We start from the raw sequence: 23,260 nt of genomic DNA, 5'->3' as shown, positions 1-23,260 counted from the left end.
GTGGTTCAGTTTGAATTATGCGGGTTGAGGACATCGCGCAACTGGTCGCCCACCAGATTGATACTGATGATGGCAATCGCCAGCGCAATTCCCGGGTAAAAGCAAATCCAGTATTCGCCCGACTGAATATAGTCAAACCCGTTTTTAATCAGCATTCCCAATGAAGGCTCCGTTACCGGTACGCCCACCCCCAGAAATGAAAGCGTGGACTCCAGAATAATTGCGTGTGCAATGTTGATCGTGGCAATCACGATCAACGGCGGCAGGCAGTTGGGCAACAGGTGCTTGATCAAGATGCGCATTGGCCGCAGCGACATGCATTGTGCCGCTTCAATATATTCCTTGGAGCGCTCCACCAGTGCCGAGCCGCGCGCCGCACGGGCAAAATAAGCCCACTGCGCAATGATCAGCGCATACACCACCTTGTCAACTCCCTGCCCCAGCACCGCCAATAAAATCAGCGCAATCAAAATAGAGGGAAACGACAGTTGAATATCCACAATGCGCATCAGCACCGAGTCGACCCAGCCGCCAAAGTATGCGGCCGCCAGGCCGACCAGACAGCCAACAACCAGCGCCACTGCCACGGAAACAAACCCGACCATCAGACTGGTACGCAGGCCATAAAAAATAGCCGAGAGCATGTCACGCCCCTGCCCGTCAGTGCCCAGCCAATATGTCATGCCGGAAAATTCGCTGACACTGCCAGGAGGCAGCTTGGAATCAAAAATCTCCAGGGCCGCCAGGTCATAAGGGTCCTGCGGTGACACCCAAGGTGCAAACACCGCAACAAACAAGGTCAGCAGAAAAAGCACCAGTGCAATGATGGCAATTTTGCTCGAGCAGTATTCACGCCGAAAGCGCTGCCAGGGGGTTTCCGGCGGCGGCAATGCAATGGCCGTGTCTTCAGCAGAAAGTGCAACGGAAGTTGTGTCATTCATGATTTGGCTCCTTGCACCCGCACCCGCGGATCCAAAACGGAATACAGCACATCCACAATCAGATTCAGCATCACCAATAAAAACACAATCAGAATCAGATAGGCCACCACAATCGGCCGGTCCAGATTCTGAATCGACTGGATCAGATACTGTCCCATGCCCGGCCACGAGAAAATCGTCTCCGTCACCACCGCAAAAGCAATCACCTGGCCATACTCCAGCCCGGCAATCGTGATAATGGGAATCAGGATATTTTTCAGCAGGTGTGTGCGCAGAATTTTGCCGCGCGGCACCCCTTTGGCACGCGCAAACTTGATGTATTCCATCGGCAGTGCTTCACGCGTGGCGGCACGTGTCACCCGAATGATCAGCGCCGCCTTGGCACATGCAATGGTAAATGCCGGCAGCAAAATATACTTCCACCCCTCCAGCGTCAGAATGCTCAGATCGATCGGGCCAATGGACACAACCGGCCCTCTGCCGCCGGACGGCAGCCATTTCAGGTACACGGCAAACAGGATAATGAACATCAGCCCAATCCAGAAATTGGGCAGCGAGAAGCCCAGTGTCGAAACCGACATGATGCCGCGCGAACTCAGCGCATTCGGCTTGAGCCCGGCCCAAATACCCAGCGGAATTCCTATCAGCAGAGAAATCAGCATTGCAACCGTTGCCAGTTCAAGCGTTGCCGGCATACGCTGCAAAATCAGTTTCATGGCCGGTTCACCGTCATGAAAACTGTTGCCAAAATTCAGTTGCAGTGCCTGCCCCAGAAAATGAAGATACTGCACCACCAGCGGCTGATCCAGCCCCAGGTTCTGCCGGATCGCTGCACGCTCAAGCTCTGTCGCCTCCGGGCTGGCCATCATGGCCACCGGGTCGCCCACCATATAAAGACCGCAGAAAACCAAAGCTGACATGACCAGCATGACCAACATGGCCTGCAAAATACGACGAATGATGTAAGCAAGCATGTTCTAAATATTTATTTCAGCGTGGAAAACAAATTATGCACGATGTCCTGCCCCATTATGCACAGGTTTTGACAAATCACCACCCGCGCACGGCAATTAAAATACGCTGATGTCCCATTCACTATCCCATTAACCGCTTTGCTGCAGGAAATGCAGCAAAGCCAGAGGAGGCTGCAAGCAGCCTCCTTCTGACACCTATCAGATCATTTGCCGACAGGAACAACCTCCTGCGCCAGCGTCATCTGGTCAACACGTCCGGGGTAATCGATATCATTTTTCATCGCCCACACCGACTGTTCAAAATGAAGCGGCAACATCGCAAAATCGGCCATCGCCATTTCATTGGCCTGCCTGAGCAGATCAGCACGCCGGGCGTCATCCATTTCGGTCGCTGCGGATTCAACCAGTTTGTCCATTTCCGGATTAGAGTAACGGCTGCGATTGGTTGTCCCCACACCTTTTTCAATGTTGGGCGTAACCAGCAGCGCATTGAGCGTATTGGACATTTCGCCGGTTGTGGTCGACCACCCGGCTAAATAAGCACTGTACTCGTGACCATCACGTTTTTTAAAAAATACCGGCGGTGCAACAGCATCCACAGTGGTTTTGATACCGATCCGGCTCCACATGGCCGCCAGTGTCTGCGCTACTTTGCTGTCGTTGATATAGCGCCCGTTCGGCGTCCCCAGAATCAGCGTAAACCCCTGTGCATAACCGGCCTGTGCCAGCAGTTCCTTGGCACGCTCCAGATCGGCAGCGGGAATCTGCGTCAGTTTCTGGCTGGTGCCAAACATCGGGTAAGGCAGCAGTTGTGCGGCAGGCGTTGCAATGCCGCCCATCACACGCTCCACAATGGCTTTGCGATCCAGCGCCAATGACATGGCTTCACGCACACGGTGATCCAGCAGCGGATTCTTGTTGCCAGTGCCCGAAATACCCGGCGTTTGCTCGCCATGCTGATCCAGCGCCGCATAAATCACCCGGTTTGATGCCTTGGTCACCACCCGGATACCCGCATTGTTTCTCAGGCGGGGCAAGTCTTCTGTGGGCGGATCTTCAATCAAATCCACATCCCCTGACAGCAAAGCCGCAATACGCGATGCCGGATTGGTAATGAACCGGTATGTCACCTTGTCCCATGCCGGTGGTGTGCCCCAATAATGTGGATTGCGCTCAAACACAATTTCAGAGCCGCGACGCCAGGATACAAAGCGATACGGCCCTGTACCCACCAACCCTTCACCTGCATTTAACTGTGTTGTCGTTTTACCTTCAGGTGCGGCTCCTGATGCAGCCTTGGCCGACATGATCTGCAGGCTCGCCAGATTGTTGGGCAGCAGCGGATACGGCTTTTCTGTTGTAATGCGCACCGTCAGCGGATCAACGGCTTCAACACTGGTGATCTGCTGCGTATAAATCACATAAGATGATGGGCTGTTAGGCACCAAGGGCACACGCTTGAATGTAAACACCACATCGTCTGCCGTTAATGGAGAGCCATCAGAGAATTTGACATCCGGGCGCAGCTTGATGGTCCAGACATTGCCATCCGATGTCCAGGACTCGGCCAGGCAGGGTTTCAACTGCAGGTCATTGTCATTGCAAATCAGCGGCTCAAACAGGGTCTGAGAAAACTGGATATTGGATGTCAGTGCATGGTACTGCGGGTCCATGGAGGTCGGCTCAGAGCGTATCGCAATCACCAGATCCCGCGCTGACGCCGCCATGCTGCCGGCCAGCAGCAGCAAAGAAAAAACACCGGCACACAGCAGCCTTTGCAGGCCCTGCCTGTCTGTTGTCAAACTGAAATTCATGAATAAACTCCTCATCGTGCGTTCGTTTGAATGAAGATAATTCGTGTGTATGCAATTTTTGCGCCCAGACAAATACCTTCAAAGCAGACAAACTGATTTTTCTGCTCTTTGTCCCTCAGCGTGAAACTGTACCGGCCCAATACACAAAACCGGTAAGGCCGGGTGATACCCCCGAACCATCACACAACGGCATGAAATTCTTACAACAGCGGCCAGTCGCATCATGCAAGTTGGAATTGTTTTGCAGCAACATACTTAAGCAAGTACATGCATCCAATGCGTACTGGAACGGTCATGTTATCACACGCAAATTTGGTGCATTGACAAATCCAGCAGGCCATTATGGACAATTCATGCACCAGAACAGTTCTGGTAAATGCATTTATTTGGGGAAATGCCGCTACAGAACACAGCGCAGGCGAAGTGTTTTCTACCGCCCGATGACCCCAAAAAATATACGGATCAATGTGTTGCCTGCGGTTTGTGATGGTGGTTGAACAGGCGGTCCAGAGCCAGGAAAACGATAGGCGTTGTAAACAGCGTCAGCATCTGGCTGATCAGCAACCCGCCTGCAATCGCAATCCCCAATGGCTGACGCAGTTCTGAACCTGCGCCAAAAGCCAAGATCAAAGGTATTGCACCCAGCATCGCAGCAATGGTTGTCATCATGATCGGCCGGAAGCGAATCAGACACGCTTTATGAATCGCATCCTTTGCAGAAAGCCCCTGCTCCCGCATGGCATGCAAAGCAAAGTCAATCAGCAAAATCCCGTTCTTTTTGACAATACCGATCAGCAGAATCACACCGATCAGCGCCATGATGGAAAAGTCCAGCTTCCATAACCACAAGAACAGCACCGCACCAATCCCGGCCGACGGCAGGGTAGAAAGAATCGTCAGCGGGTGAACAAAGCTTTCATACAGCACCCCCAGAATAATATACACCGCCAGAATGGCCGCCAGGATCAGCAGCGGTTGTGAGGCCAGCGAATCCTGAAACACCTGCGCAGTACCCTGGAACGACCCCAGCACATTGGCAGGCATATTCAATTCGTTTGCAATGCCTTGCAGGCGGGTAACCGCTACGCCCAGCGGCGTTCCCTGCGGCAGATTGAATGAGATATTGGCTGCGGGCTGCATGCTTAAATGGCTGATGGACACCGGCCCCAAAGAAGGCTGCCCCATGTTCACAAATGTACGCAGCGGCACCATCTCACCCGTCAAGGGCGAGCGCAGATAAAAATAAGCCAGACTTTCAGCACTGCCACGCCGCTCGGCATCCAGCTCCAGCACCACCTGATATTGATTGGTCTGGGTCTGAATTTCATTGATCTGGCGCTGTCCGAATGCATCGTATAACGCATTATCAATATCCTGCGCAGAAAAGCCATACTGCGCAGCCATTTCGCGGTCAATGGTCATGTTGATCACGTGTGCATCCCACTCCAGGTCATTGGAGATATCCAAAAACATGGGGTCCTGCTTCAAGCGGTCGGTCAGCGCCTGCGCCCAATAGGCCAGATCGGCGCTGTTTTGCGTACGGATGGTATACAGGTACTGTGCCCGCCTTGTTCCTGCACCCACATTGATATCCTGCGATGCGCGCAAGAACACCTCAATTCCCGGTATCTTTACAAACTCACTTCGCAGACGGTCAATCACCTCGTGGATGGAGGCTTTGCGCTCGTCCTGGTCCTTCAGCACAATCATCAAACTTCCGCTGCCCACGGAAGAGTTACTGCCCACCGTGTTATTAAAGCCGGCAATATCCGGGTCGGCTTTTAAGATGTTTTCTATCTGCCGGTGCTTAGCCACCATGTCTTCATACGAAATATCGGAAGCGGCCCGGGTCGAGCCGAACATGAACCCGGTATCCTGCAGAGGAAAAAACCCCTTGGGAATGAAAACAAACCCCAGCACACTGATGAATAAAGTCAGAAAGAAAACAACCAGTGTTGTGCGCTGATGCTCCAGCACCCAATTCAAGCCGTGGTCGTAAACGCCAATCAGCCGGCTGAAAAATCCGCGCTCCTGTTGCTTGTGATGTTGCTCATCCAGCTTTTTCATGAACAGGCTGCCCAGCGTCGGTGCCAGCGTCAGGCAGACCAGAACAGAGATCAGAATAGCCGCCGTTGCCGTCACGGCAAACTCGCGGAACAGTTTACCGACGATTCCGCCCATAAACAGCAGCGGAATAAATGCGGCCGCCAGCGAAATGCTGATGGAAAACACGGTGAATCCGATTTCTTTGATGCCTTTCAGTGCCGCATCAAATTTGCTGTTGCCGGCTTCAAGATAGCGGTGGATATTTTCAATGACAATAATGGCATCGTCCACAATAAACCCGACAGAAATCACAATCGCCACCAGCGTCAGGTTGTTCAAAGTAAAGCCACAGATATACATCACAGCACACGTGGCAATCAGTGTGACGCACAGCACAATGGTAACAATCACTGTTGCAGCCATCTGCCGCAAAAACAGCGCCATCACGCCAATCACCAGGGCAATGGTCACCGCAAGCGTCAGTTGTACCTCGTGCAATGAAGCACGGATGGTGCGGGTGCGGTCATTGAGCACGCTCACTTTCATTGACGAAGGCAGCATGGCCTGCAACTGCGGCAGCGCCTCCTGAATGCGGTTCACCGTATCAATGATATTGGCCCCCGGTTGCCGGCGGATCACCACCCCAACACCCGGCACCCCGTCCGGCCACGAAGCGGTGAATTCATTTTCCGGCCCGATGCTGACCGTCGCCAGATCTTTCAGATAAATCGGCGCATTGTTCTTCCACGTGATGATCAGATTTTCGTAATCCTGCGGCTTTAACAACTGGTCATTGATTTCCAGCAAAGAGGACTGCGTGCTCCCGTAGATGGTACCCTTTGGTTGATTCACGCTGGCCTGTTGCACCACAGCGCGGATATCAGCCAAAGTCACCCCTGCGGCAGCCAATACCTCAGGGCGCGCCTGAATGCGTATCGCCGGGCGCCGCAGGCCCCATATGGCCACCTCTCCCACACCATCAATCTGGGTTAACTGCCGCGACAAAATCGTCTCTGTCAGATCGCTCAGTTCCGTGATGGACATGCTGTCCGATGTCACGCTCAACATCAGTACCGGCGCATCGGCCGGGTTGATTTTGCGCCATGTCGGCGCGCTGGGCATATCATCCGGAAGCCGGCGCGAGGCGGTATTGATGGCCGCCTGCACTTCCTGCACAGCAACGTTAATGTCTTTATCAAGCGTGAACTGCAGCGTCAGCGAGACCGAGCCTGTTGAGCTGGTAGAAATCATTTCCGTGACGCCCGGCACATTGCTGAGCTGAACCTCCAGCGGCGTGGCAACCGAAGAGGCCATGGTTTCAGGCGATGCACCGGGCAGGCTGGCGCTGATGCGAATGGTAGGGAAATCCGTTTCCGGCAAGGACGCCACAGGCAGTTGCAAATACCCCAGCACCCCCAGCAACACCAGCGCAGCCGTCAGCAGCACGGTGCCAATGGGATGAGTCATGCACCAGAGGTAAACGCTACGCTGTTTCATAGGCGGTCAGGTTCGGCCTGCACAGGAGGTAAAGATTCAGCAACAGGATCGGGGTCAGCAGATACCGGGGGTGGCTCATTGTCAGGAACCACCGCCGGCTCTTCTGCATTGGTGCGCCGGACCAGCGCCCCCTCTTGCAACCTTGACGCGCCGTCGGTCACCACTTCAGCCCCCACTTCCAGCCCGGTCACTGCAACCAGGTTTTCATCTGTATGTACAACTTCAACCGTTACCGGCGCAGCATGATCATCGCGAATCTGCCAGACATAGGTATACCGGTTGCCCTGCCGAATCGCCGTTTGGGGAATCACAATGGCATTTTCAATCTGTCTGAGCTGGATAGAGGTCAGCACCGTCTGGCCAGGCCATAACGCACGGTTACCGTTTTCAAACTCTGCCCTGACCCTAATCGTCCCGGTTGCAGTAGCAACACGGTTATCAATCAAAGACAAATGCCCCTGGGCCAGTAACTGCTGCCCCGTACTGTCATACGCTGTAACCGGAATGCTGGTGAGTGAATTGGTTCGGGTCAAAGGCAGAAGCTGCGAAAGCAGATTTTGCGGTAAGGCAATTTCGACGCCTATCGGATCAATCTGCACAATGGAAAACAGGCTCTGCGTATCGCCTGCGCGCACATAATTCCCCTGATGGGTATTTAAGATACCCACCATGCCGGTAATTGGCGATTGAATTCGCGTGTAGGAGAGCATGACCTCCTGTTCGTCAATAACGGCTTTTTGTGTTTGCAAGGCCTGACGCAACTGCTGCACCAGCGCCTTCTGCTGATCCAGTATCTGGCCTGAAATGGCTTTTTGTGCCTGCAGTTCTTCATAGCGCTTCAAATCCAGCAGCGCCACATCCAGTTGCGCCTGCCGGTTGGCCAGCTCTGCACGCTGCTGCACCAGTACCGCCCGGATGCTGCGGTCATCAATGCGGGCAACCAGATCGCCCTGCTTAACCGTCTGCCCCTCCTTCACGTCCTGCGCAATCAAAATTCCGTCCACCTGCGTGCGCACTTCCACACTGTGCAGGGATACGACCGAACCGATGGAGCGCACCCGCACCGGCATATTATCCTGCCTGGCGTATGCCGTTGTCACCGGAACGGTGGGAGCGGGAGGCGTCGAATCTGAAGAAGAGGACGATTTGAACCCGAAATAGGCACCGGCAGCGACTGCTGCCAATGCGATGAAAGCAGGGATAAACAGTTTGGAGGTAGCCATAGCTTTTCCGGCTGATCAAGTCCTATCAGGCCACAGCGCCCGAAAAGATACTGAAAACAGCATACTCCATTTTTGATACATCATCAGGCACATGATTCTCATTTGCCATATGCCTGTTAAGCCCCGGGCAAAAGGATAATGCCCTGAATATAACGCCTATGGCTTCTTGGCATGATTATCAACCAAAAAAGCTTCCCATGCACAAACCCTTTATGACAGGCATCAGATAAATCTGTTTAATTCTGCCGAGAAAAAACTAAACCAGCTCGGCTTTCAGATAGTGAGTCCCGGGCATGGGGTTAAAGTAATAAGGGGGGATTTCCTCGAATCCCAAAGACCTGTACAGTTCACGTGCCAGATCCATCTGGTCCATGGTATCAAGCAACATCGTCGTATAACCGGTGTTTTTCGCGCACTCCAGCAAGGCTTCCGTTAACTGGCGTCCAACGCCAAAACCACGAAAAGACGGGCGGACATACAGCCGCTTCATTTCACAGGCATTGGCATAATCGCAATCCCTCTGCGGGCGAAAGGCACCACACCCGGCCAGATGCTCATCCACAAAGGCCAGTAAAACCAGACCATCAGGCTCGGCATAATCTCCCGGCAATGTGGCAAGTTCGTTTTCAAAATCCTGAAAGCTGAGGTCAAACCCAAGCGACAGTGCGTACTCTTGGAAAATTTCCCGCGCTAAACTGATATCCCGCTCCGTAGACAAGGGACGAAGAACAATATCAGGTAATGACGCAGGTAACGACTCTGAATCCATATCCGTTTTGTGACTATCCAGACAATATATTGAAGAATGTACAGTTTAACAGCGTACCGTCAAATCTCAAAAGAAGGGAATTTCAAGGTATTTTTGTGCAAAACGGGGCTTTTCAGCCCATCTTGTTTTCTGCTTTATAGCAGCCCTTCAATCAGGCGGTTAAATTGAGCCATGTCCACCGTACTGGTAAAGCGCTCAACCACACGGCCCTGCCGGTCAATCACAATTGTGGTGGGCGTATACCGGATACCGCCCCAGTCCTTGGCAACACTGCCGGTAGAGTCGTAGGCCACCTTGAACGGCAATGCCTGGGAACGAGCATAGTTCACCACTTTCTGAGGCGAGTCCCCATATACGGCAACCGCAATCATCTCCAGCCCGCGCGGGCTGTATCGCTCATAGGTTCTGGCCAGATGCGGCATTTCCCGCAAACAGGGGCCACAACTGGTCGCCCAGAAATTAAGCACCACCACCTGCCCCGAAAAATGGTTCAGATTGACCGAACTGCCATCCACCAGGCGAAACGTTGTCTGAGATGCAGGCTTGTCAGTAAGCATCCGGTAAGCCCAGAAAGCAATGAATAACGCCGCAACCACCAGCAAAATGCGGGTAAAGCCAAGGGTTGTACGTTGAGCAGCCATATCTTTATTTTTCAATCATTTGCCAAGCATTGACATTATTATCACCAAATTTTTCATGTAATCCAATTTATAATAACAAATCAATTTTTATTTTTGCTCGCATACTCCTTGACCTATGGCGCCAGAAACGAGTCCTTTTCATACGGGTATTTTGCTGATTGCGCATGCGCCCTTGGCCTCCGCACTGAAAACCTGTGCCCTGCATGTCTTTCCCGAATGCGAGCCATTGATCCAGGCTTACGATGTTACGCCTGAAACATCTCTGGAAAGCGGCCTCACACATGGCCTCAAACTGGCACGCCGCCTGCATACCAACCAGATCCTGGTTCTGACCGATATTGTTGGCGCAACCCCTTTTAATATCGGGAAAAGGCTGATGGACACGCTGGCACATACGCAAGGTTTTTCCAAAGCCATCAGACTGGTTTGCGGTACCAATGTCCCCATGCTGATGCGCGCACTGACTTATCGCCATGAACAACTGGAAAAACTGACCGATCTGGTCGTCACAGGAGGCGCGCGCGGTATCATTCATGTGTCGCCCCAGTTACCATGATCTCTTCAAACTAATTAAACAATAACGATTCCCTGCCCCTACATGCTCGAACAAACCATTACCATTTCCAATAAACTGGGGCTACATGCGCGTGCATCAGCCAAATTGACAAAAGCTGCCGGGCAGTTTCAAAGTGATGTCTGGTTGACGCGCAACAGCCGCCGTGTCAACGGCAAAAGCATCATGGGCGTCATGATGCTGGCTGCGGGTATTGGCAGCGAAGTTCTGCTCGAAACGGACGGGCCGGACGAGGCACAGGCCATGCAGGCGCTTGTCGACCTGATCAATGACAAGTTCGGTGAGGGCGAATAAAGCCTGGCATGCCATTGGCACGCTGGCATCTGTCTTTCAGCCCTGTGTATTCCTGTTATTTATTCAGAGAAACCAATGATCAGGCGGCATCCGGCAGAAGCTCAGCCACACCATACAGGTGGGTGAGCTCCCTCAGTTGAGAGGGCATGTTTTGAATGGCAATGGTGCACTTTAACGCATCGGCATCACGCCGGCACTGCAACAGCACTGCCAGCGCAGAAGAATCAAAAGACCCCACGGCGCTGGCATCAATCACAGCCACCGTATTACCCGTGGCACGATTCGCCTGACAGACCTCGGCGATTGCCTTTTTGAGCAACGCGCTGCATTCCACCGCATTCTCAAACACCATGCGTTCCGGCAGTTTCAGTGCAGACATTGAACCCGATGTTGCCATATATATACGTTGATATACGTTGTTATTTGCCACCACCGGCATTTTGCCGATTGCGCTCTTGCAGCACTTTGATCAGGCCATCAATACCGCCAGAGCTGAGCTGGGGCTGGAACTGGCTGCGGTAGCTCTCCACCATCCATACACCGGCCACATTCACGTTGTACACCTTCCACTGGTCATTCTCCAGCCGCATCCGGTATGACAACTCCACCGGGTTACCCTGCCCGCGAACTTCGGTATTGACCGTAACGTCGGTATCCGTGGCCGCAGCCCGGTATGGCCGCATGGCAATTGACTGGTTCTGGCTGACCTGATCCAACGCCCCGGAATAAGTCCGTACCAACAGCAACTCAAACTCATCCTGTAATTGCTGGCGTTGCTCTGGTGTGGCTTCGCGCCATGCGGGCCCAACGGCCAACGCCGTCATGCGCGCAAAATTCACATGGGGCATGACTTTTTCATCCACCACTTCCATAACACGCTCAATATTGCCAGAGCGCAGCGCCTGATCTTTTTTCAACAGATCCAGCACTTCGTTGGAAACACGCTCAATCAGCACATTGGGTGCTTCAGCCGCATTTGCACCCTGTGCCAAAGCGACTGTCATGCCTGCGAAAATCAGCCCTGTTGCAACAAGTAGGGATTTCAACCATTTCATATGCAAATTCCTTATAAATATCCCGTTAAAAGTGTCCATTGTTTTCACAACACACATTTATAAATCGTCATCATCAATATCAAAGTCCAGATCCATGGGCGGATTACCATCATAAATCAGGTTTTGCCGCCGCTGCATGTAACCATCACGGACAAACAGATACTTATCCAGCGCGGCCCCTTCCAGCACATCATCGGCACCAATCAGCTCCGCGCGCAGGTTAATGCCATGCAGTGCCGTCACGCCATAGCGTGTTCCATCGTCCTGAATATAGGTGATGGGAGAGCCATACCAGTCCGCAACCATCCCGACGGAATCTCGCACATTGGATGAACCCAGAATCGGCCACACAATGTAAGGGCCAGGACCAACCCCCCAGTACCCCAGGGTCTGCCCGAAATCCTCCTGCGGACTGTCCAGCCCCATGCCTGTTGCAACATCAACCAGGCCGCCAAAACCAAAAATGGTATTAACCCCCAGACGGAACACACCGGTCAGAAATTTTTCCGGCTTAAGCTGCAAGGCCGCATTCAGAGTACCCCAGGCATCTGAGGCGTTATTGAAAAAATTACTGACATGCTGGCGTGCAAATTCCGGCGTGACCGCCTTATACCCGGTTGCCACCGGTTTTAAAATAGCCTGGTCCACACCGTCATTAAACGAATAGACCGCCCGGTTCCATGGCTCCAGCGGATCTTTCGGATCGCTGCTGGCACACCCGGCAGCCCAAAAACTCAAAGCTACAGTCGTTAAGACGACAATTTGTTTTTTCATCCCATCACCGTTTTATAAGGATCAGTCAGCGCTGGCAGTACCTTTGTCTGCCGCTGTATTGTAAAGGAACTGCCCAATCAGGTCTTCCAGCACAATGGCGGACTGCGTCTGCGTCACCATCAATGGCTGCCCATTGTTCTGTGCCTGCGCTTTAGCAGTAGCCTCTTCAAGCGTTTCATCCTCGATCCCTGGAGAAACCGCTACATACTGGCTGCCAATCAGCCCGGAAGACATGATTTTTAATGAGCTGTCACTTGGAAATGCATACTGCGACTGCAAATCCAATGTGGCTACCGCCTGGAACATGTGGTCATCAAAGCGGATAGAGCGGACGTGTCCGACAATCACCCCGGAGCTCTTGACCGTTGCTCCTGCCTTCAGCGAACCAATATCCGTAAACCGCGCATTGATCGTATAGATTTTACCTGTCAGCGGCTGGCTACCATCCGCACCCGGAATGATCTGCGAAACCATCTCGCCCAATGAAACAGAAGCCTGGGTCCGCGTCACAAGCAGCGGCGCGCCGCCCTGAGTGCTTTGTGCCTGCTGTGTCGCATGTTCAAGCGTCGTTTCTTCAATACCGGGAACAATGCTGATGTACTCTTCGCCGAGCAACCCTGAGGTCAGAATCCTCAACGTGCTGTCAACAGGAAATTCATAACGGGACTGTAACTCTATATTGGCAACTGCCTGGTCGATCTCATTGTCATAAACAACACTGCGGACACGGCCCACAACCACCCCTGCACTTTTAACGGGAGAGCCTGATTTAACACCACCAATATTGGAAAACTGGGCGTTGACTGCGTACGTTTTATCAAACGAAAAATTGACCAGATTGCCAACCTTCAGCGCCAAAAACACGATGGACAAAATGCCCAGCATGACAAACAGACCTACCCAGATGTCGTATTTTGAACGTTGCATAATTGTTTATCCTGAGATCCACTTTCTATTACGAGGCCATGAACATGAATATGGTCAGCACCACATCCAAAGCCAGTGTTGTAAATGACGCGACCACAACCGTTCGGGTTGTTGCACGTGATACGCCTTCAGGCGTTGGCTGGCAGTTAAACCCCTGCCACAATGCAATGAAGGTGACCGCCACGCCAAAAATCAGACTTTTCAACAATCCATTACCAATATCGTGAAAAATATCAATGCTGTTTTGCATCAGCGACCAGAATGAGCCGCCATCCAGGCCGATCATCGGCACACACACCAGGTAAGCACCAATGATCCCGATGGCAATAAAAATCGCCGACAGCAAAGGCACAGCAATCACCCCGGCCCAAAAACGCGGCGCCAGCACATCCCGCACCGGATCGACCGCCATCATTTCCATGGCTGTTAACTCATCATTTGACTTCATCAATCCGATTTCCGCCGTCAATGAAGTTCCGGCACGCCCGGCAAACAGAATTGCGGTCAGCGCAGGCCCTAGCTCCCTGAGCAACGCGAACCCTGTGATCATGCCCACTACATCTGCTGCACCAAACTGCTGCAGGATGTTATACATCTGCAGTGCCAGCACAAACCCGACGAACAGACCGCACAGCACAATGATCGACAGCGACCGGTTTCCCAAAATAAACAACTGTTTCACCAATGCACGAAACTGGGAGAACATGCTCCCCAACAGCACCAGCAAACGCAGTAAAAGCCGGGTGGAAGTGCCGAATACATCCAGTAGCTGGCGCACGCGGTATCCCAGTTCACCGGGACTCAGCCACGGCGATGCGTTCTTTTTATCGCTCATTCGGCCTCCTGCAAATAATCCTGCGCCGCATCCATGGCAGGATAATGAAAGTGCACCGGCCCGTCAGCCTCAGCATTGACAAATTGTTTCACCATTGGATCCTGTGACGCCCGGAGCTCCTGTGGACTGCCCTCGGCAATCGCAATGCCATTGGCCAAAAAGATAACGTGATCAGCAATGTCAAAAGTCTCCGCCAAATCATGCGAAACCACCAGGCTAGTCACCCCCAGCACGCGGTTCAAATCCCGGATCAGCCGTGCAGAAACACCCAGCGAAATAGGGTCCAGCCCGGCAAACGGCTCATCATACATCACCAGGTCCGGGTCCAGCGCAATCGCTCTGGCCAATGCCACACGCCGGGCCATACCGCCAGAGATTTCATTGGTCATCAGATCACGCGCACCTCGCAGCCCTACTGCATCGAGCTTCATCAGGACCAGATCACGGATCATCGGCTCGGTCAGGTTGGTGTGCTTGCGCAGCGGAAACGCCACATTCTCGAATACATCCAGATCGCTGAACAAGGCGCCGAACTGGAACAACATGCCCATGCGGCGCCGGATGGCATACAAACCATCCATATTCAGCGCGCTGACATTTTGTCCGTCAAACAACACCTCGCCACTGCTGGCGCGGTACTGGCCTGTCAGCAAACGCAGTACGGTGGTTTTGCCACCGCCCGAAACCCCCATCAGCGCCGTGACCTTGCCTTTGGGAATTTTAAAATTGAGGTGATCAAGCACCCGATGCTGTCCACCATAACCAAAACAAACATCACGAAACTCCGCCAATAAGGCCGGACTTTCTGTTTGCTGGTTTTTTTCCTGACGAAAAATTTCCTGTGCACCTGGTGGAGTCATCTTAAATTACTGAATACCTTTATGATCTGTACGCTTTGAAAGAGAACACTTCTCCTGACAGTCTTTCGATAAACCTACAAGACTGTATGTAAATGACGATTATCCTACAAATTCCGAATTCCTTGTTTTCCCATATGGCAGATACCCATTGAGTCGCAACGAATAACACTGCATCTGACCTGGTTTACACACAGATCGTTGTCAATACATTGGTCAAACCGGAATTTCCACAGGAATTATAGAGGGCGGCAAATCAATAACCATGAGCATAAAGCAGGAACAGCCTGTTTACAGCTTAAAAAGCCTTTTCTATTCCCAGCCCATTGACCGGCGCTGAGCAGGCATTATCCGCAAACAGCAGAATAATCTCGCCACCGGGCTATGCGGCGAATTACCTCATCTGCTCCATACGATCTTTCTGGGCCTGTTCCGCCGCTCTTAACCTGGCCTGAATCAACTCCAGATCATAAATCGTGGCATTGTTCTGCCGCCCCTGGCTTAATGCGACTTTAAAACGGTCTATGGCACCGCCAAAATCACCCACCACCATGCGCGACTCGCCCTCAGCCCGCAACGCCAACGTCGGCTGACGGTTCATGCTGTATGCGGTAGACAACAGCGTCCAGGCCACATCATCATCTGTCTGCTTAAATACCCAGGGCTGCAATGAGTCAATGGCCTGTACCGGCTGCCCTGATGCCAGCGCTGTTTGTGCCCGCAGCAACCGCTCCGGCCGCGCCAGCACGGCAACCGTGGTGGGTTCGTCTCCCAGCCATTGCAAGGCCTGCGCAGGATTATTTTCAGCCAATGCAATTTCCGCCCCCAGCAACTGGGCAATCCGTTCCGCCACGGGTTGCCCCTGAACCTGGTCCACCAATTGCTGCTGCAACTGGTTTGCCTGCTCAAACTGCCGTAACTTGACAGCCGCAAGTGCACCTGCATATAAATCCCCGGCGCGTGAATCCGCTTCACGCCCGGCAATAGGCGCGCCCATACCCGTTTGCAACAGTTGGCGCAACGCATCGGGCTGGCTGCGCGCCAATACTTTGGCCCGTGCGCCCATCAGCGCCTGCTGGTAATCCATCGGCCTGGAAGCGGTATGCAGGTCAATACCTGCACGTACCTGCGCTTCGGCAATACGTTCGTTGGTTAACGGGTGTGTGCGCAGATAGGGATAGCTTGTGGTGTCACTGTACCGCGCTGCGTCGGCCAGTTTTTGAAACATTTCTGCCATCCCCTGGGGACGAAAGCCCGCATCCACCAGAACCTTATACCCGATACGGTCAGCCTCATATTCCATTGTGCGCGTAAAGTTGATCTGCCCCTGTATTGCAGCGGCCTGCCCTCCCATCAGAATGGCACTGCCCACAGAAGGGTTGGCACTGGCGGCAGCAGCCCCAATGATCAATGACGCAATGGAAATCAAAGAGAAGTTTTTACTTTCTGCATACAGCCGCGCAATATGCCGCTGAAAAATATGCACCGATTCGTGCGCCAGCACAGAAGCCAGTTCATCGCGCGTATTGACAATGGAGACCAAGCCAAGATTGACGCCAATATAAGCTCCAGGCAACGCAAAGGCATTGACTGTGGGGTCCCGTATCAGAAACATCTTCCATGCCATACGCTGATGCAGGTCTTTACTCAACTCTCCATCGCGCAGCGATGCATTGAGCAGCCTCTGCCAGATATCATTGACATATTCATGCAGCAAGGGGTCGCGTTCATATACAGGGTCTTGCTGAATCTGGTAAGCAATCTCATCGCCGATTTGGCGCTCCTCCACCCAACTCAGCCCAGTATCAGCCCCCCCTAAAGAAGGCAACATACCTCCTGAGCCGCTCATCGGGACAGGAACCAAATCAGGGACCTGCGCATAACTCACAGCACTGAAGGCAAATGACAACGCGGTCAACCATACAGCAAAACGCATAGACAAACCTATGATGCAATTAAAATAAGCACTGGCACAACCCAAAAACCTGGTTGCTCAAGCACAATGAAAATACGTTAGAGTCTCTATCGTACCCGAAATTCCATTTTTCGATATGGCTTATGACACATTCCAATACCCCAAAACAACTGACCCATTTTGATCATCAGGGCCAGGCCCATATGGTTGACGTGGGTGCCAAACAACCCACGCACCGCAGCGCCACGGCACATGGCTACATCCTGATGCAACCGGCTACGCTGGATACCATTCTCAGTGGCCAGGCGCGTAAAGGAGATGTTCTGGGTATTGCGCGCATTGCCGCCATCATGGGAGCCAAAAAAACAGCAGACCTCATTCCTTTATGCCATCCCATTGCGCTGACCCGTGTCACGGTTGAATTTGAAACGTTTGCCCAATTTAACAGTACACAGCATGCAGCAGTGCGCTGCATCGCCACCACAGAAACAATCGGGCAAACCGGTGTTGAAATGGAAGCACTCACAGCCGTACAGGTTGGGCTGCTGACCATTTACGACATGTGCAAAGCAATTGATCGCGCCATGAGCATGTGCGATGTGGCTTTACTGGAAAAAAAGGGAGGTAAGTCCGGCCACTACCAGACCCCTGCATCTGAAATACCGAATAAATAGCCGCGTACAGTGCGCTATGGCAGCACCGCAAACCACGGACTTATCATTCGTTACGGTGCAGGAGGGTGTTTTTTCTGGTGCTTTTTCTCCAGCCAGTTTAAAACCAGGGGAGAAATCACACCGGCCCAACGCCATACCCTCTTATAGCCGCCGCGGCGTAACAACAAAGGCAACAACAAGACGGCAAGCCCGGCACAGGCAGCCAAAGAGGGATTCTTTATTAAGGCGCGCATGGTTTTGCTTCGCGGAAAAACATTGGGGGATTCCGCTGCCAATGTCTGTGCAGGCAAAGTATCCGCATCTTCATGCTGCCGTGGCGCACTGGCCATCAGGCGCGTACGCTGGGCCGCAATCCGGGCGGCAAGCGCCGTTTTTTCGTGCGGCACATGCACAAATTCCGGAGGAACCATTCGATGCTGAGTTACTTTCTTTTTTGCCATGATTTCAGTTCGCCGTAAGCCTCGTTCACCGGATCAGTACAGCACCAGAAAGCAGCGCCTCTGGCCCTATCAAAGACGCTCTTTCAATGCCTCCCAGTCCTGCGACAGCTCTTTTCGAGTCAATTCGAATGCCTGACGGGATTTTCGGGCGACCTGCAGCAGTAAAACAAGCATAACCACCCAGACAACGATCCAAAACAGCACGACCCCCCAGGCCACCATCACTCGGGACGGCGTATCCCAAAAGGTCACAATGACGGCCATGGATATGCCCATTAATATACCCACAGTCAGCCCGGTACACAGCAAAAACAAAATCGTCAGTTGTTGTAACCGGCGCTTTTCCTCCTGCCACTCCAGCTTGGCCAGCAACGCCCTTGCCTCAAGCCCACTGGTGCCTTCCGCCATGGCCTCACGCATACGCTCAGACCATGAATCGATCCACCGGTCAACGCCCAAAAGAGACAATAAACTCATGGCTTGTGCTTTTACTTTCTCAAACCGCGATGCAGCACAAAGTCAGTATTCACATCTACTGCCTTTGCAATGCATCTGCTCAGGTTTTTAACGGCGTCCGAGCAAAAATCCGATTGCCATCCCCACAGCCACAGCCGCACCAACAATGCGCCAGGGCTCTTCATGTGCATACTCATCGGCAGCACGTGCTGCACGTTTAGCACGGTATGCCGCTTCTCTGGCTGCATCAACAGCAGATTCACGAATATCATGCAACTGGTTTTCTACACGCGCACGCAATACCTTGACTTTGGCATTGCCAGCCAGTGCTTCTTCTTCCAGCACTTCTTTTAAATCTTGCGCCAAGTTCTGCAGCTCTTCAGCGACTTTAGCCGTATTTTCAGTACCCATTACCTATCTCCTGTTGAATTCTGTATAGACCCATCGGTCAACAACCATAGTGTACCGGACTTGCATTGACCATGTACACACCCCATAACGCGTTAGCAGTTTTTTAGATAACAGGGCGTATCAAAAGTTTCTACACGTTTTATCGGATGCTGAAATATTCAGCTCACGATACGGATTTAAAAATCGTTGATTTTCACTTTCAATATTCCCGGGACTGCCTGTCAATTACCCAATCCTGCCCAATATCGGCTATTGCCCGCGTTTATTTACATAAAACGTCCCGCACTCCACCTTTATTGCCTATACATACAATTTATGATATACATTATAAATATCCGTTTTTAAGCCATTTTAAAATGGAATTTTTTCACGTTTTTGTGATAAATGTTGTTTTCGCGGATATATAAAGGGTCCAGAATATATTTTCCCGGAGATTCTGATTTACACTGTAACGTTGTCTAAATAAAAATTTCAGGGATGAGTTTACTTTATCCATAGAACCGATCACTACAATAATTTACTGACAGCAAATTATGGCCACAACGTCCTCTTTACCTGATGCGAGCAACGCCAGCAGATTAGGCCCGACCAGACTGCTGCAGAAGTTTGAGCCTTTAACTTATGACCGTTACTGGCGTTATGGACTGCTGCGACCGGATACACAATACGCCTTCTATCGCAATGTGAATTCTGCTCCGATTGGCGTATCAGAGTTTGCCCAGATCAGTGCTCATCTGCCGATTGTTTTTATGGATGATGACAAGCAGCACCCTTATGTTGTGCTTGGCCTTCTGCCCCACATCAATCTGGCGCTGAGCCACAAAGACGTATGGCGTACCGGCCTTTATCAACCCAACTACATCCGGCTTTACCCGTTTGGCTCGATCGTGTTACAGGAACAGCGGACTGAAGGCGTATTTTCTGACAGCGTCCCGATCCCGGAAGATCAGGACTCTATGTCTCATAACAAAACGCTGTTGGCAATCGACACATCGACACCTTTGCTGGTACCGATGCAAAACAACCCGGATGCAACCCCGTTGTTCGAGCAGGATGGTTCGGTAACACCGGTTGTCACACAAATTATCGCGTTGCAGTCTACCCTGAAGCGCGACCAGGTGGCGACCTCTTCCTTCTTAGCGGCCATGCGGGCCAATAAACTGCTGAGTGAAAAGTCCATCAAAATCCACTTTGATGACAACACCACGCTGACCGTGAGCGGATTCAGCACCATCAGTCGCACCAAGTTCAACCAGTTGTCTCCTACCGTGATAGAGCGATGGAAAGAACTGGGCTACCTCAGCCTGATTGAACACCACTGGAACTCCCAGAAAAAATGGGGGCTGCTGATTGCATTGCATGAAAGAAGAATGTCCCGTGATCTGCGGGCACTGCGCAAGAAAAGAGGCGCAATGCCGCCATTTACATCACCGGATACGCAGATTTAAGCGCATTTTGCTGTGGTGATGCATGTACCGTTTCTCACCCCATGCGCACATGGGGCCTAGCACCGCCACAGCCTTGGGTGTTTACATCGGTCATCGGCCCTGAACCACAAATACGGTCAGACCATAAACTCAATCATCACCCCGATTGAGCGCTCCGTTTGCTCCACCCTGACGGTGCCGGCATGACGCGTCATGGTCACATTCACCGCCCACCACTGCAGCGTCTCGGGCTCAATTTCAGCAGGTAAAGTCTCTTGTGGTACCGGCTGCTTAAAAATATGCTTTTTCTGCTCATAAGCGGAAATATCTGTCACTGGGAATATCAGATAGACCTGTTTATGCCGCACCATTTTCTGCGCTGCCCCAAAATCCTGCCGCTGCTTGACTTTGATCACGGGCATTTTCCCGCCCCCGCTGATGCGAACCAGCAATGAAACAACCGTATGCAACGCTTTGCTCAAAATCTGCGGGTCCCCTTTCATCATCAGGCTTTCCGTCAGCGGTATTTGAGACAGATCCCATGGCAGATCCTGTTCCGCACAAACGCGGGCAAGCTCGTGCAGCAGCAACTCTGATAAATCCAGTTTCTCGCTGATATAAATCGATGTCTGGGCGTACTCAAAATCCAAAAACCCCCGCACCTGCATGACCAAATCCGCAAGGCTCTGCCGTACCCACTTTTCACAACGGTGCGATTCCGTATTTTTCTCTAAACCAATTAACTGCTCACACACATTTTCCTGCAGGTAGCGCAGCACCTGATCCCTTTGTATTTCAGAGCGCTGTCCACCAGACAGGTTCACCAGCGTCACAAGCCATCCCTGCGAGCGTTCAATGGTCATCACCCGGGGCACTATTTTCAACAGATAAGGTGCTCCCGTCTTGCCATCGTTCACCTCAACCCATCCGGCCTGAAGTACAGAGGAATCCTCTGCCATAAAGTCAATTAACGCTTTTGCATATGCGCTTTGCTCATACTGCTGCAACAGGCTTCTGAGGAAATGAGACGACAACAATGCCGATAAATGATGCGCCTGCACCTCCGTATCTCCAAAAAACTCCTCTCCTCCCAATGCCGGCTCAAACGCCATGGTCGGTAGTGGCGGATTCACTCGAAACAGCCTGCGGGCTTCTGTATTTGACAAAATCACCTGCCCGCTGGCATCGGTAACCAACATGACATACGGCAGCTCATCCAGGCTTTGGCGAACCATCTGCTGCAACTCCCTCAGTTGCCATGCCGCACTTTCAAAAGCCTGTAAATTCCTCTCCAGACGGTCTCCGTAAACATGTTGTGGATCGCGGAAAAATCCATTTTCCCTGCGCATACGGGAAAATTCCGCCATGATCTGCTGCATCGCCAGTTCCAGCCTGCGCCAGCTCCATAGCGGATACGCCAACATCAGACAAACCAGAGAGGCGGCGGGCAACACCTGAACAGAAGCAAATCGCCGCAACAACCACATGCAGATCAGGTCCAGCAGCATCAGCAATACGATACCACTCAGCACCGTGCGAGGCTGCCCCAGATAAAACAACGGGATTGCCAGCAAAACAGGAATCAGATTAAAAATGATATTGCCCCACAGCGGAGCCGGATACCGGTGCACATTCTGCAACAAACCATCCAGCACATTGGCAATGATCTCCACCCCCGGCATCAGCGCATCGGTGCTGGACATGGGCGTTGCAAATGTATCCCCCAGTCCCAGCGCCGTTCCACCCACCAGAACGTATTTGCCACTTAACTGTTCTGCCCCGACTTTGCCCTCATACACATCAATATACGAATACCGCTGATAACTGCCCGGAGGGCCTGCATAAGGAATCAGCATGTGGTAATCCTGCAGCCACTCCCGGCCAATCACATGTCCGTCAGGCCCTTCACTTTCAAGTTTTTTGATTGCATCAATAACATTCCGCGACGCCCTGACACCTGGAATCAGATATTGCTGACCTTTTTTCTGCTGCCCCAGTTCCCACATCGCCAATGCCATATGGTTCCAGATACCACCCGCAGCACCATCCCGCCCTTCACGCAGATTAATACTGCGGGCAATGCCATCAGGGTCCGGGATTAAGTTAATATGCGCCAGTTGCTCAGCACTATCAGCCAACTCTCCGGCAGGCTTCAAAACCTCTATCCAGCCATCACCTCCGGCAGGCTGGTATGTGGATATCGGCAGCACAACCGGATTATTTTGCCGGATGGAAGACGCAAGTACGGTATCTGCCAGAGGGTCCATGCGCTCCTCTTCCGGCATAAAAATATCCAGCCCGACAACTTTGGCGCCAGCCTCATGCAAACGGCTCAGCAACACCGCATGTGTTTGCCTTGGCCACGGCCAGCGGCCAAACCCCAATCCGGCAGATTTCGCAAATTCTGCAATGCTGTCGTCATCAATGGCAACAATCACAATATCGGACGACACTCTGCGACCATCCAGCCGCGCACTCAGATCGGCTAAAAGGCGATCCACCCGACCCAGCCCGTTCATCAAAGATAAACCTATGGTCAGCACCAGCAGCCCAGCCACAAAGATCATCCAATGACGGCGAGCCCGCTGCCTGCGCCAGTACTGCTGCATCTGCCACAACATACCGCATCAATCCTTTAAGGCCATCATGATGTATGCCAAAACACACTTTCCTTTAAAAAGGAGCAGAGTACCCGGTTTCGCTGTACCGATCTGAT

22 protein-coding genes are annotated in these 23,260 nt (G+C 52.3%); 4 read left to right on the top strand and 18 right to left on the bottom strand.

Translation table 11 applies throughout. The features are described 5' to 3' along the window. Positions 1-5: 5 nt before the first annotated feature. From CUZ56_RS09895 to CUZ56_RS09865, 7 genes are all read right to left on the bottom strand, one after another. Positions 6-941, bottom strand: coding sequence for an ABC transporter permease (locus CUZ56_RS09895; protein ID WP_126980229.1), 936 nt, complete (start codon positions 939-941; stop codon positions 6-8). Then, a complete protein-coding gene (locus CUZ56_RS09890; RefSeq protein ID WP_126980228.1) occupies positions 938-1,915 on the bottom strand; it encodes an ABC transporter permease in 978 nt (325 codons plus the stop codon). The genes CUZ56_RS09895 and CUZ56_RS09890 overlap by 4 nt, the downstream gene beginning before the upstream one ends. A gap of 203 nt (positions 1,916-2,118) precedes the next feature. Next, entirely contained in the window at positions 2,119-3,729 is a 1,611-nt protein-coding gene (locus tag CUZ56_RS09885; RefSeq protein WP_126980227.1) for an ABC transporter substrate-binding protein, read from the bottom strand. Positions 3,730-4,191: 462 nt separating this feature from the next. Next, on the bottom strand, positions 4,192-7,242 hold the full coding sequence (locus tag CUZ56_RS09880) for an efflux RND transporter permease subunit (protein ID WP_275427138.1): 3,051 nt from the start codon (positions 7,240-7,242) through the stop codon (positions 4,192-4,194). Between the two features lie 26 nt (positions 7,243-7,268). Further along, positions 7,269-8,495 (bottom strand): efflux RND transporter periplasmic adaptor subunit, encoded by a 1,227-nt coding sequence (locus tag CUZ56_RS09875; RefSeq protein ID WP_126980225.1) that lies wholly within the window; start codon positions 8,493-8,495, stop codon positions 7,269-7,271. Between the two features lie 256 nt (positions 8,496-8,751). Beyond that, positions 8,752-9,264 carry a GNAT family N-acetyltransferase gene (locus tag CUZ56_RS09870; RefSeq protein WP_126980224.1) on the bottom strand — a complete coding sequence of 171 codons (513 nt, stop codon included), beginning with the start codon at positions 9,262-9,264 and terminating at the stop codon, positions 8,752-8,754. 134 nt (positions 9,265-9,398) lie between these two features. Next, entirely contained in the window at positions 9,399-9,905 is a 507-nt protein-coding gene (locus CUZ56_RS09865) for a TlpA family protein disulfide reductase (protein WP_126980223.1), read from the bottom strand. 115 nt (positions 9,906-10,020) lie between these two features. On the opposite strand from CUZ56_RS09865, the gene CUZ56_RS09860 reads away from it, so the two are divergent. Together CUZ56_RS09860 and CUZ56_RS09855 are read left to right on the top strand one after the other, a co-directional pair. Continuing rightward, on the top strand, positions 10,021-10,461 hold the full coding sequence (locus tag CUZ56_RS09860) for a PTS sugar transporter subunit IIA (protein WP_126980222.1): 441 nt from the start codon (positions 10,021-10,023) through the stop codon (positions 10,459-10,461). A gap of 42 nt (positions 10,462-10,503) precedes the next feature. Continuing rightward, positions 10,504-10,773 carry an HPr family phosphocarrier protein gene (locus CUZ56_RS09855; protein ID WP_126980221.1) on the top strand — a complete coding sequence of 90 codons (270 nt, stop codon included), beginning with the start codon at positions 10,504-10,506 and terminating at the stop codon, positions 10,771-10,773. Between the two features lie 79 nt (positions 10,774-10,852). Here CUZ56_RS09855 and CUZ56_RS09850 read toward each other — a convergent pair whose 3' ends face one another. The 7 genes from CUZ56_RS09850 to CUZ56_RS09820 all read right to left on the bottom strand — a co-directional run bounded on the left by CUZ56_RS09850 (position 10,853) and on the right by CUZ56_RS09820 (position 17,157). After that, positions 10,853-11,152: an STAS domain-containing protein gene (locus tag CUZ56_RS09850; protein ID WP_126980220.1), complete on the bottom strand. Its 300-nt coding sequence runs from the start codon at positions 11,150-11,152 to the stop codon at positions 10,853-10,855. A 40-nt stretch (positions 11,153-11,192) separates the two neighbouring features. Beyond that, positions 11,193-11,828 carry an MlaC/ttg2D family ABC transporter substrate-binding protein gene (locus tag CUZ56_RS09845; protein ID WP_126980219.1) on the bottom strand — a complete coding sequence of 212 codons (636 nt, stop codon included), beginning with the start codon at positions 11,826-11,828 and terminating at the stop codon, positions 11,193-11,195. A 57-nt stretch (positions 11,829-11,885) separates the two neighbouring features. Continuing rightward, the gene (locus CUZ56_RS09840; RefSeq protein WP_126980218.1) at positions 11,886-12,602 is read right to left on the bottom strand and encodes an MlaA family lipoprotein; all 717 of its coding nucleotides are present in this window, start codon (positions 12,600-12,602) and stop codon (positions 11,886-11,888) included. 21 nt (positions 12,603-12,623) lie between these two features. Next, positions 12,624-13,529 (bottom strand): outer membrane lipid asymmetry maintenance protein MlaD, encoded by a 906-nt coding sequence (mlaD, locus tag CUZ56_RS15785; protein ID WP_162615318.1) that lies wholly within the window; start codon positions 13,527-13,529, stop codon positions 12,624-12,626. 28 nt (positions 13,530-13,557) lie between these two features. After that, positions 13,558-14,364, bottom strand: coding sequence for a lipid asymmetry maintenance ABC transporter permease subunit MlaE (mlaE, locus tag CUZ56_RS09830; RefSeq protein ID WP_126980217.1), 807 nt, complete (start codon positions 14,362-14,364; stop codon positions 13,558-13,560). Beyond that, positions 14,361-15,224, bottom strand: coding sequence for an ABC transporter ATP-binding protein (locus tag CUZ56_RS09825; RefSeq protein ID WP_126980216.1), 864 nt, complete (start codon positions 15,222-15,224; stop codon positions 14,361-14,363). Before CUZ56_RS09825 ends, mlaE begins: the two co-directional genes overlap by 4 nt. A gap of 391 nt (positions 15,225-15,615) precedes the next feature. Next, positions 15,616-17,157: a M48 family metalloprotease gene (locus tag CUZ56_RS09820; protein ID WP_126980215.1), complete on the bottom strand. Its 1,542-nt coding sequence runs from the start codon at positions 17,155-17,157 to the stop codon at positions 15,616-15,618. 122 nt (positions 17,158-17,279) lie between these two features. Between CUZ56_RS09820 and moaC the strand changes: the two genes are divergently transcribed. Next, the gene (gene moaC, locus CUZ56_RS09815; RefSeq protein ID WP_126980214.1) at positions 17,280-17,810 is read left to right on the top strand and encodes a cyclic pyranopterin monophosphate synthase MoaC; all 531 of its coding nucleotides are present in this window, start codon (positions 17,280-17,282) and stop codon (positions 17,808-17,810) included. A 50-nt stretch (positions 17,811-17,860) separates the two neighbouring features. Here moaC and CUZ56_RS09810 read toward each other — a convergent pair whose 3' ends face one another. From CUZ56_RS09810 to CUZ56_RS09800, 3 genes are all read right to left on the bottom strand, one after another. Next, positions 17,861-18,250, bottom strand: coding sequence for a hypothetical protein (locus tag CUZ56_RS09810; protein ID WP_126980213.1), 390 nt, complete (start codon positions 18,248-18,250; stop codon positions 17,861-17,863). 69 nt (positions 18,251-18,319) lie between these two features. Then, complete coding sequence (locus CUZ56_RS09805) at positions 18,320-18,727, bottom strand: phage holin family protein (RefSeq protein WP_126980212.1); 408 nt, start codon at positions 18,725-18,727, stop codon at positions 18,320-18,322. Positions 18,728-18,814: 87 nt separating this feature from the next. Continuing rightward, complete coding sequence (locus CUZ56_RS09800) at positions 18,815-19,117, bottom strand: DUF883 family protein (RefSeq protein WP_126980211.1); 303 nt, start codon at positions 19,115-19,117, stop codon at positions 18,815-18,817. 533 nt (positions 19,118-19,650) lie between these two features. Between CUZ56_RS09800 and CUZ56_RS09795 the strand changes: the two genes are divergently transcribed. Continuing rightward, positions 19,651-20,565 (top strand): SapC family protein, encoded by a 915-nt coding sequence (locus tag CUZ56_RS09795; RefSeq protein WP_126980210.1) that lies wholly within the window; start codon positions 19,651-19,653, stop codon positions 20,563-20,565. A 116-nt stretch (positions 20,566-20,681) separates the two neighbouring features. Here the strand turns inward: CUZ56_RS09795 and CUZ56_RS09790 are convergent, their stop codons facing one another. After that, positions 20,682-23,165, bottom strand: a complete 2,484-nt coding sequence (locus CUZ56_RS09790; protein WP_126980209.1) for a CHASE2 domain-containing protein — start codon at positions 23,163-23,165, stop codon at positions 20,682-20,684. Between the last annotated feature and the right edge of the window lie 95 nt (positions 23,166-23,260).

The organism is Saezia sanguinis, assembly GCF_003991585.1.
Taxonomy (GTDB): Bacteria; Pseudomonadota; Gammaproteobacteria; order Burkholderiales; family Burkholderiaceae_C; genus Saezia; species Saezia sanguinis.
This window is presented reverse-complemented; position numbering and strand designations above follow the sequence as displayed.

Coding starts and splice junctions, on each gene's coding strand:
- CUZ56_RS09805 (WP_126980212.1), bottom strand. CDS start 18,727: ATGAGTTTATTGTCTCTTTTGGGCGTTGACCGGTGGATCGATTCATGG.
- CUZ56_RS09825 (WP_126980216.1), bottom strand. CDS start 15,224: ATGACTCCACCAGGTGCACAGGAAATTTTTCGTCAGGAAAAAAACCAG.
- CUZ56_RS09895 (WP_126980229.1), bottom strand. CDS start 941: ATGAATGACACAACTTCCGTTGCACTTTCTGCTGAAGACACGGCCATT.
- mlaD (WP_162615318.1), bottom strand. CDS start 13,529: ATGCAACGTTCAAAATACGACATCTGGGTAGGTCTGTTTGTCATGCTG.
- CUZ56_RS09890 (WP_126980228.1), bottom strand. CDS start 1,915: ATGCTTGCTTACATCATTCGTCGTATTTTGCAGGCCATGTTGGTCATG.
- CUZ56_RS09860 (WP_126980222.1), top strand. CDS start 10,021: ATGGCGCCAGAAACGAGTCCTTTTCATACGGGTATTTTGCTGATTGCG.
- CUZ56_RS09885 (WP_126980227.1), bottom strand. CDS start 3,729: ATGAATTTCAGTTTGACAACAGACAGGCAGGGCCTGCAAAGGCTGCTG.
- CUZ56_RS09845 (WP_126980219.1), bottom strand. CDS start 11,828: ATGAAATGGTTGAAATCCCTACTTGTTGCAACAGGGCTGATTTTCGCA.
- CUZ56_RS09865 (WP_126980223.1), bottom strand. CDS start 9,905: ATGGCTGCTCAACGTACAACCCTTGGCTTTACCCGCATTTTGCTGGTG.
- CUZ56_RS09800 (WP_126980211.1), bottom strand. CDS start 19,117: ATGGGTACTGAAAATACGGCTAAAGTCGCTGAAGAGCTGCAGAACTTG.
- CUZ56_RS09870 (WP_126980224.1), bottom strand. CDS start 9,264: ATGGATTCAGAGTCGTTACCTGCGTCATTACCTGATATTGTTCTTCGT.
- CUZ56_RS09880 (WP_275427138.1), bottom strand. CDS start 7,242: ATGACTCATCCCATTGGCACCGTGCTGCTGACGGCTGCGCTGGTGTTG.
- CUZ56_RS09795 (WP_126980210.1), top strand. CDS start 19,651: ATGGCCACAACGTCCTCTTTACCTGATGCGAGCAACGCCAGCAGATTA.
- CUZ56_RS09850 (WP_126980220.1), bottom strand. CDS start 11,152: ATGTCTGCACTGAAACTGCCGGAACGCATGGTGTTTGAGAATGCGGTG.
- moaC (WP_126980214.1), top strand. CDS start 17,280: ATGACACATTCCAATACCCCAAAACAACTGACCCATTTTGATCATCAG.
- CUZ56_RS09810 (WP_126980213.1), bottom strand. CDS start 18,250: ATGGCAAAAAAGAAAGTAACTCAGCATCGAATGGTTCCTCCGGAATTT.
- mlaE (WP_126980217.1), bottom strand. CDS start 14,364: ATGAGCGATAAAAAGAACGCATCGCCGTGGCTGAGTCCCGGTGAACTG.
- CUZ56_RS09875 (WP_126980225.1), bottom strand. CDS start 8,495: ATGGCTACCTCCAAACTGTTTATCCCTGCTTTCATCGCATTGGCAGCA.
- CUZ56_RS09790 (WP_126980209.1), bottom strand. CDS start 23,165: ATGTTGTGGCAGATGCAGCAGTACTGGCGCAGGCAGCGGGCTCGCCGT.
- CUZ56_RS09840 (WP_126980218.1), bottom strand. CDS start 12,602: ATGAAAAAACAAATTGTCGTCTTAACGACTGTAGCTTTGAGTTTTTGG.
- CUZ56_RS09855 (WP_126980221.1), top strand. CDS start 10,504: ATGCTCGAACAAACCATTACCATTTCCAATAAACTGGGGCTACATGCG.
- CUZ56_RS09820 (WP_126980215.1), bottom strand. CDS start 17,157: ATGCGTTTTGCTGTATGGTTGACCGCGTTGTCATTTGCCTTCAGTGCT.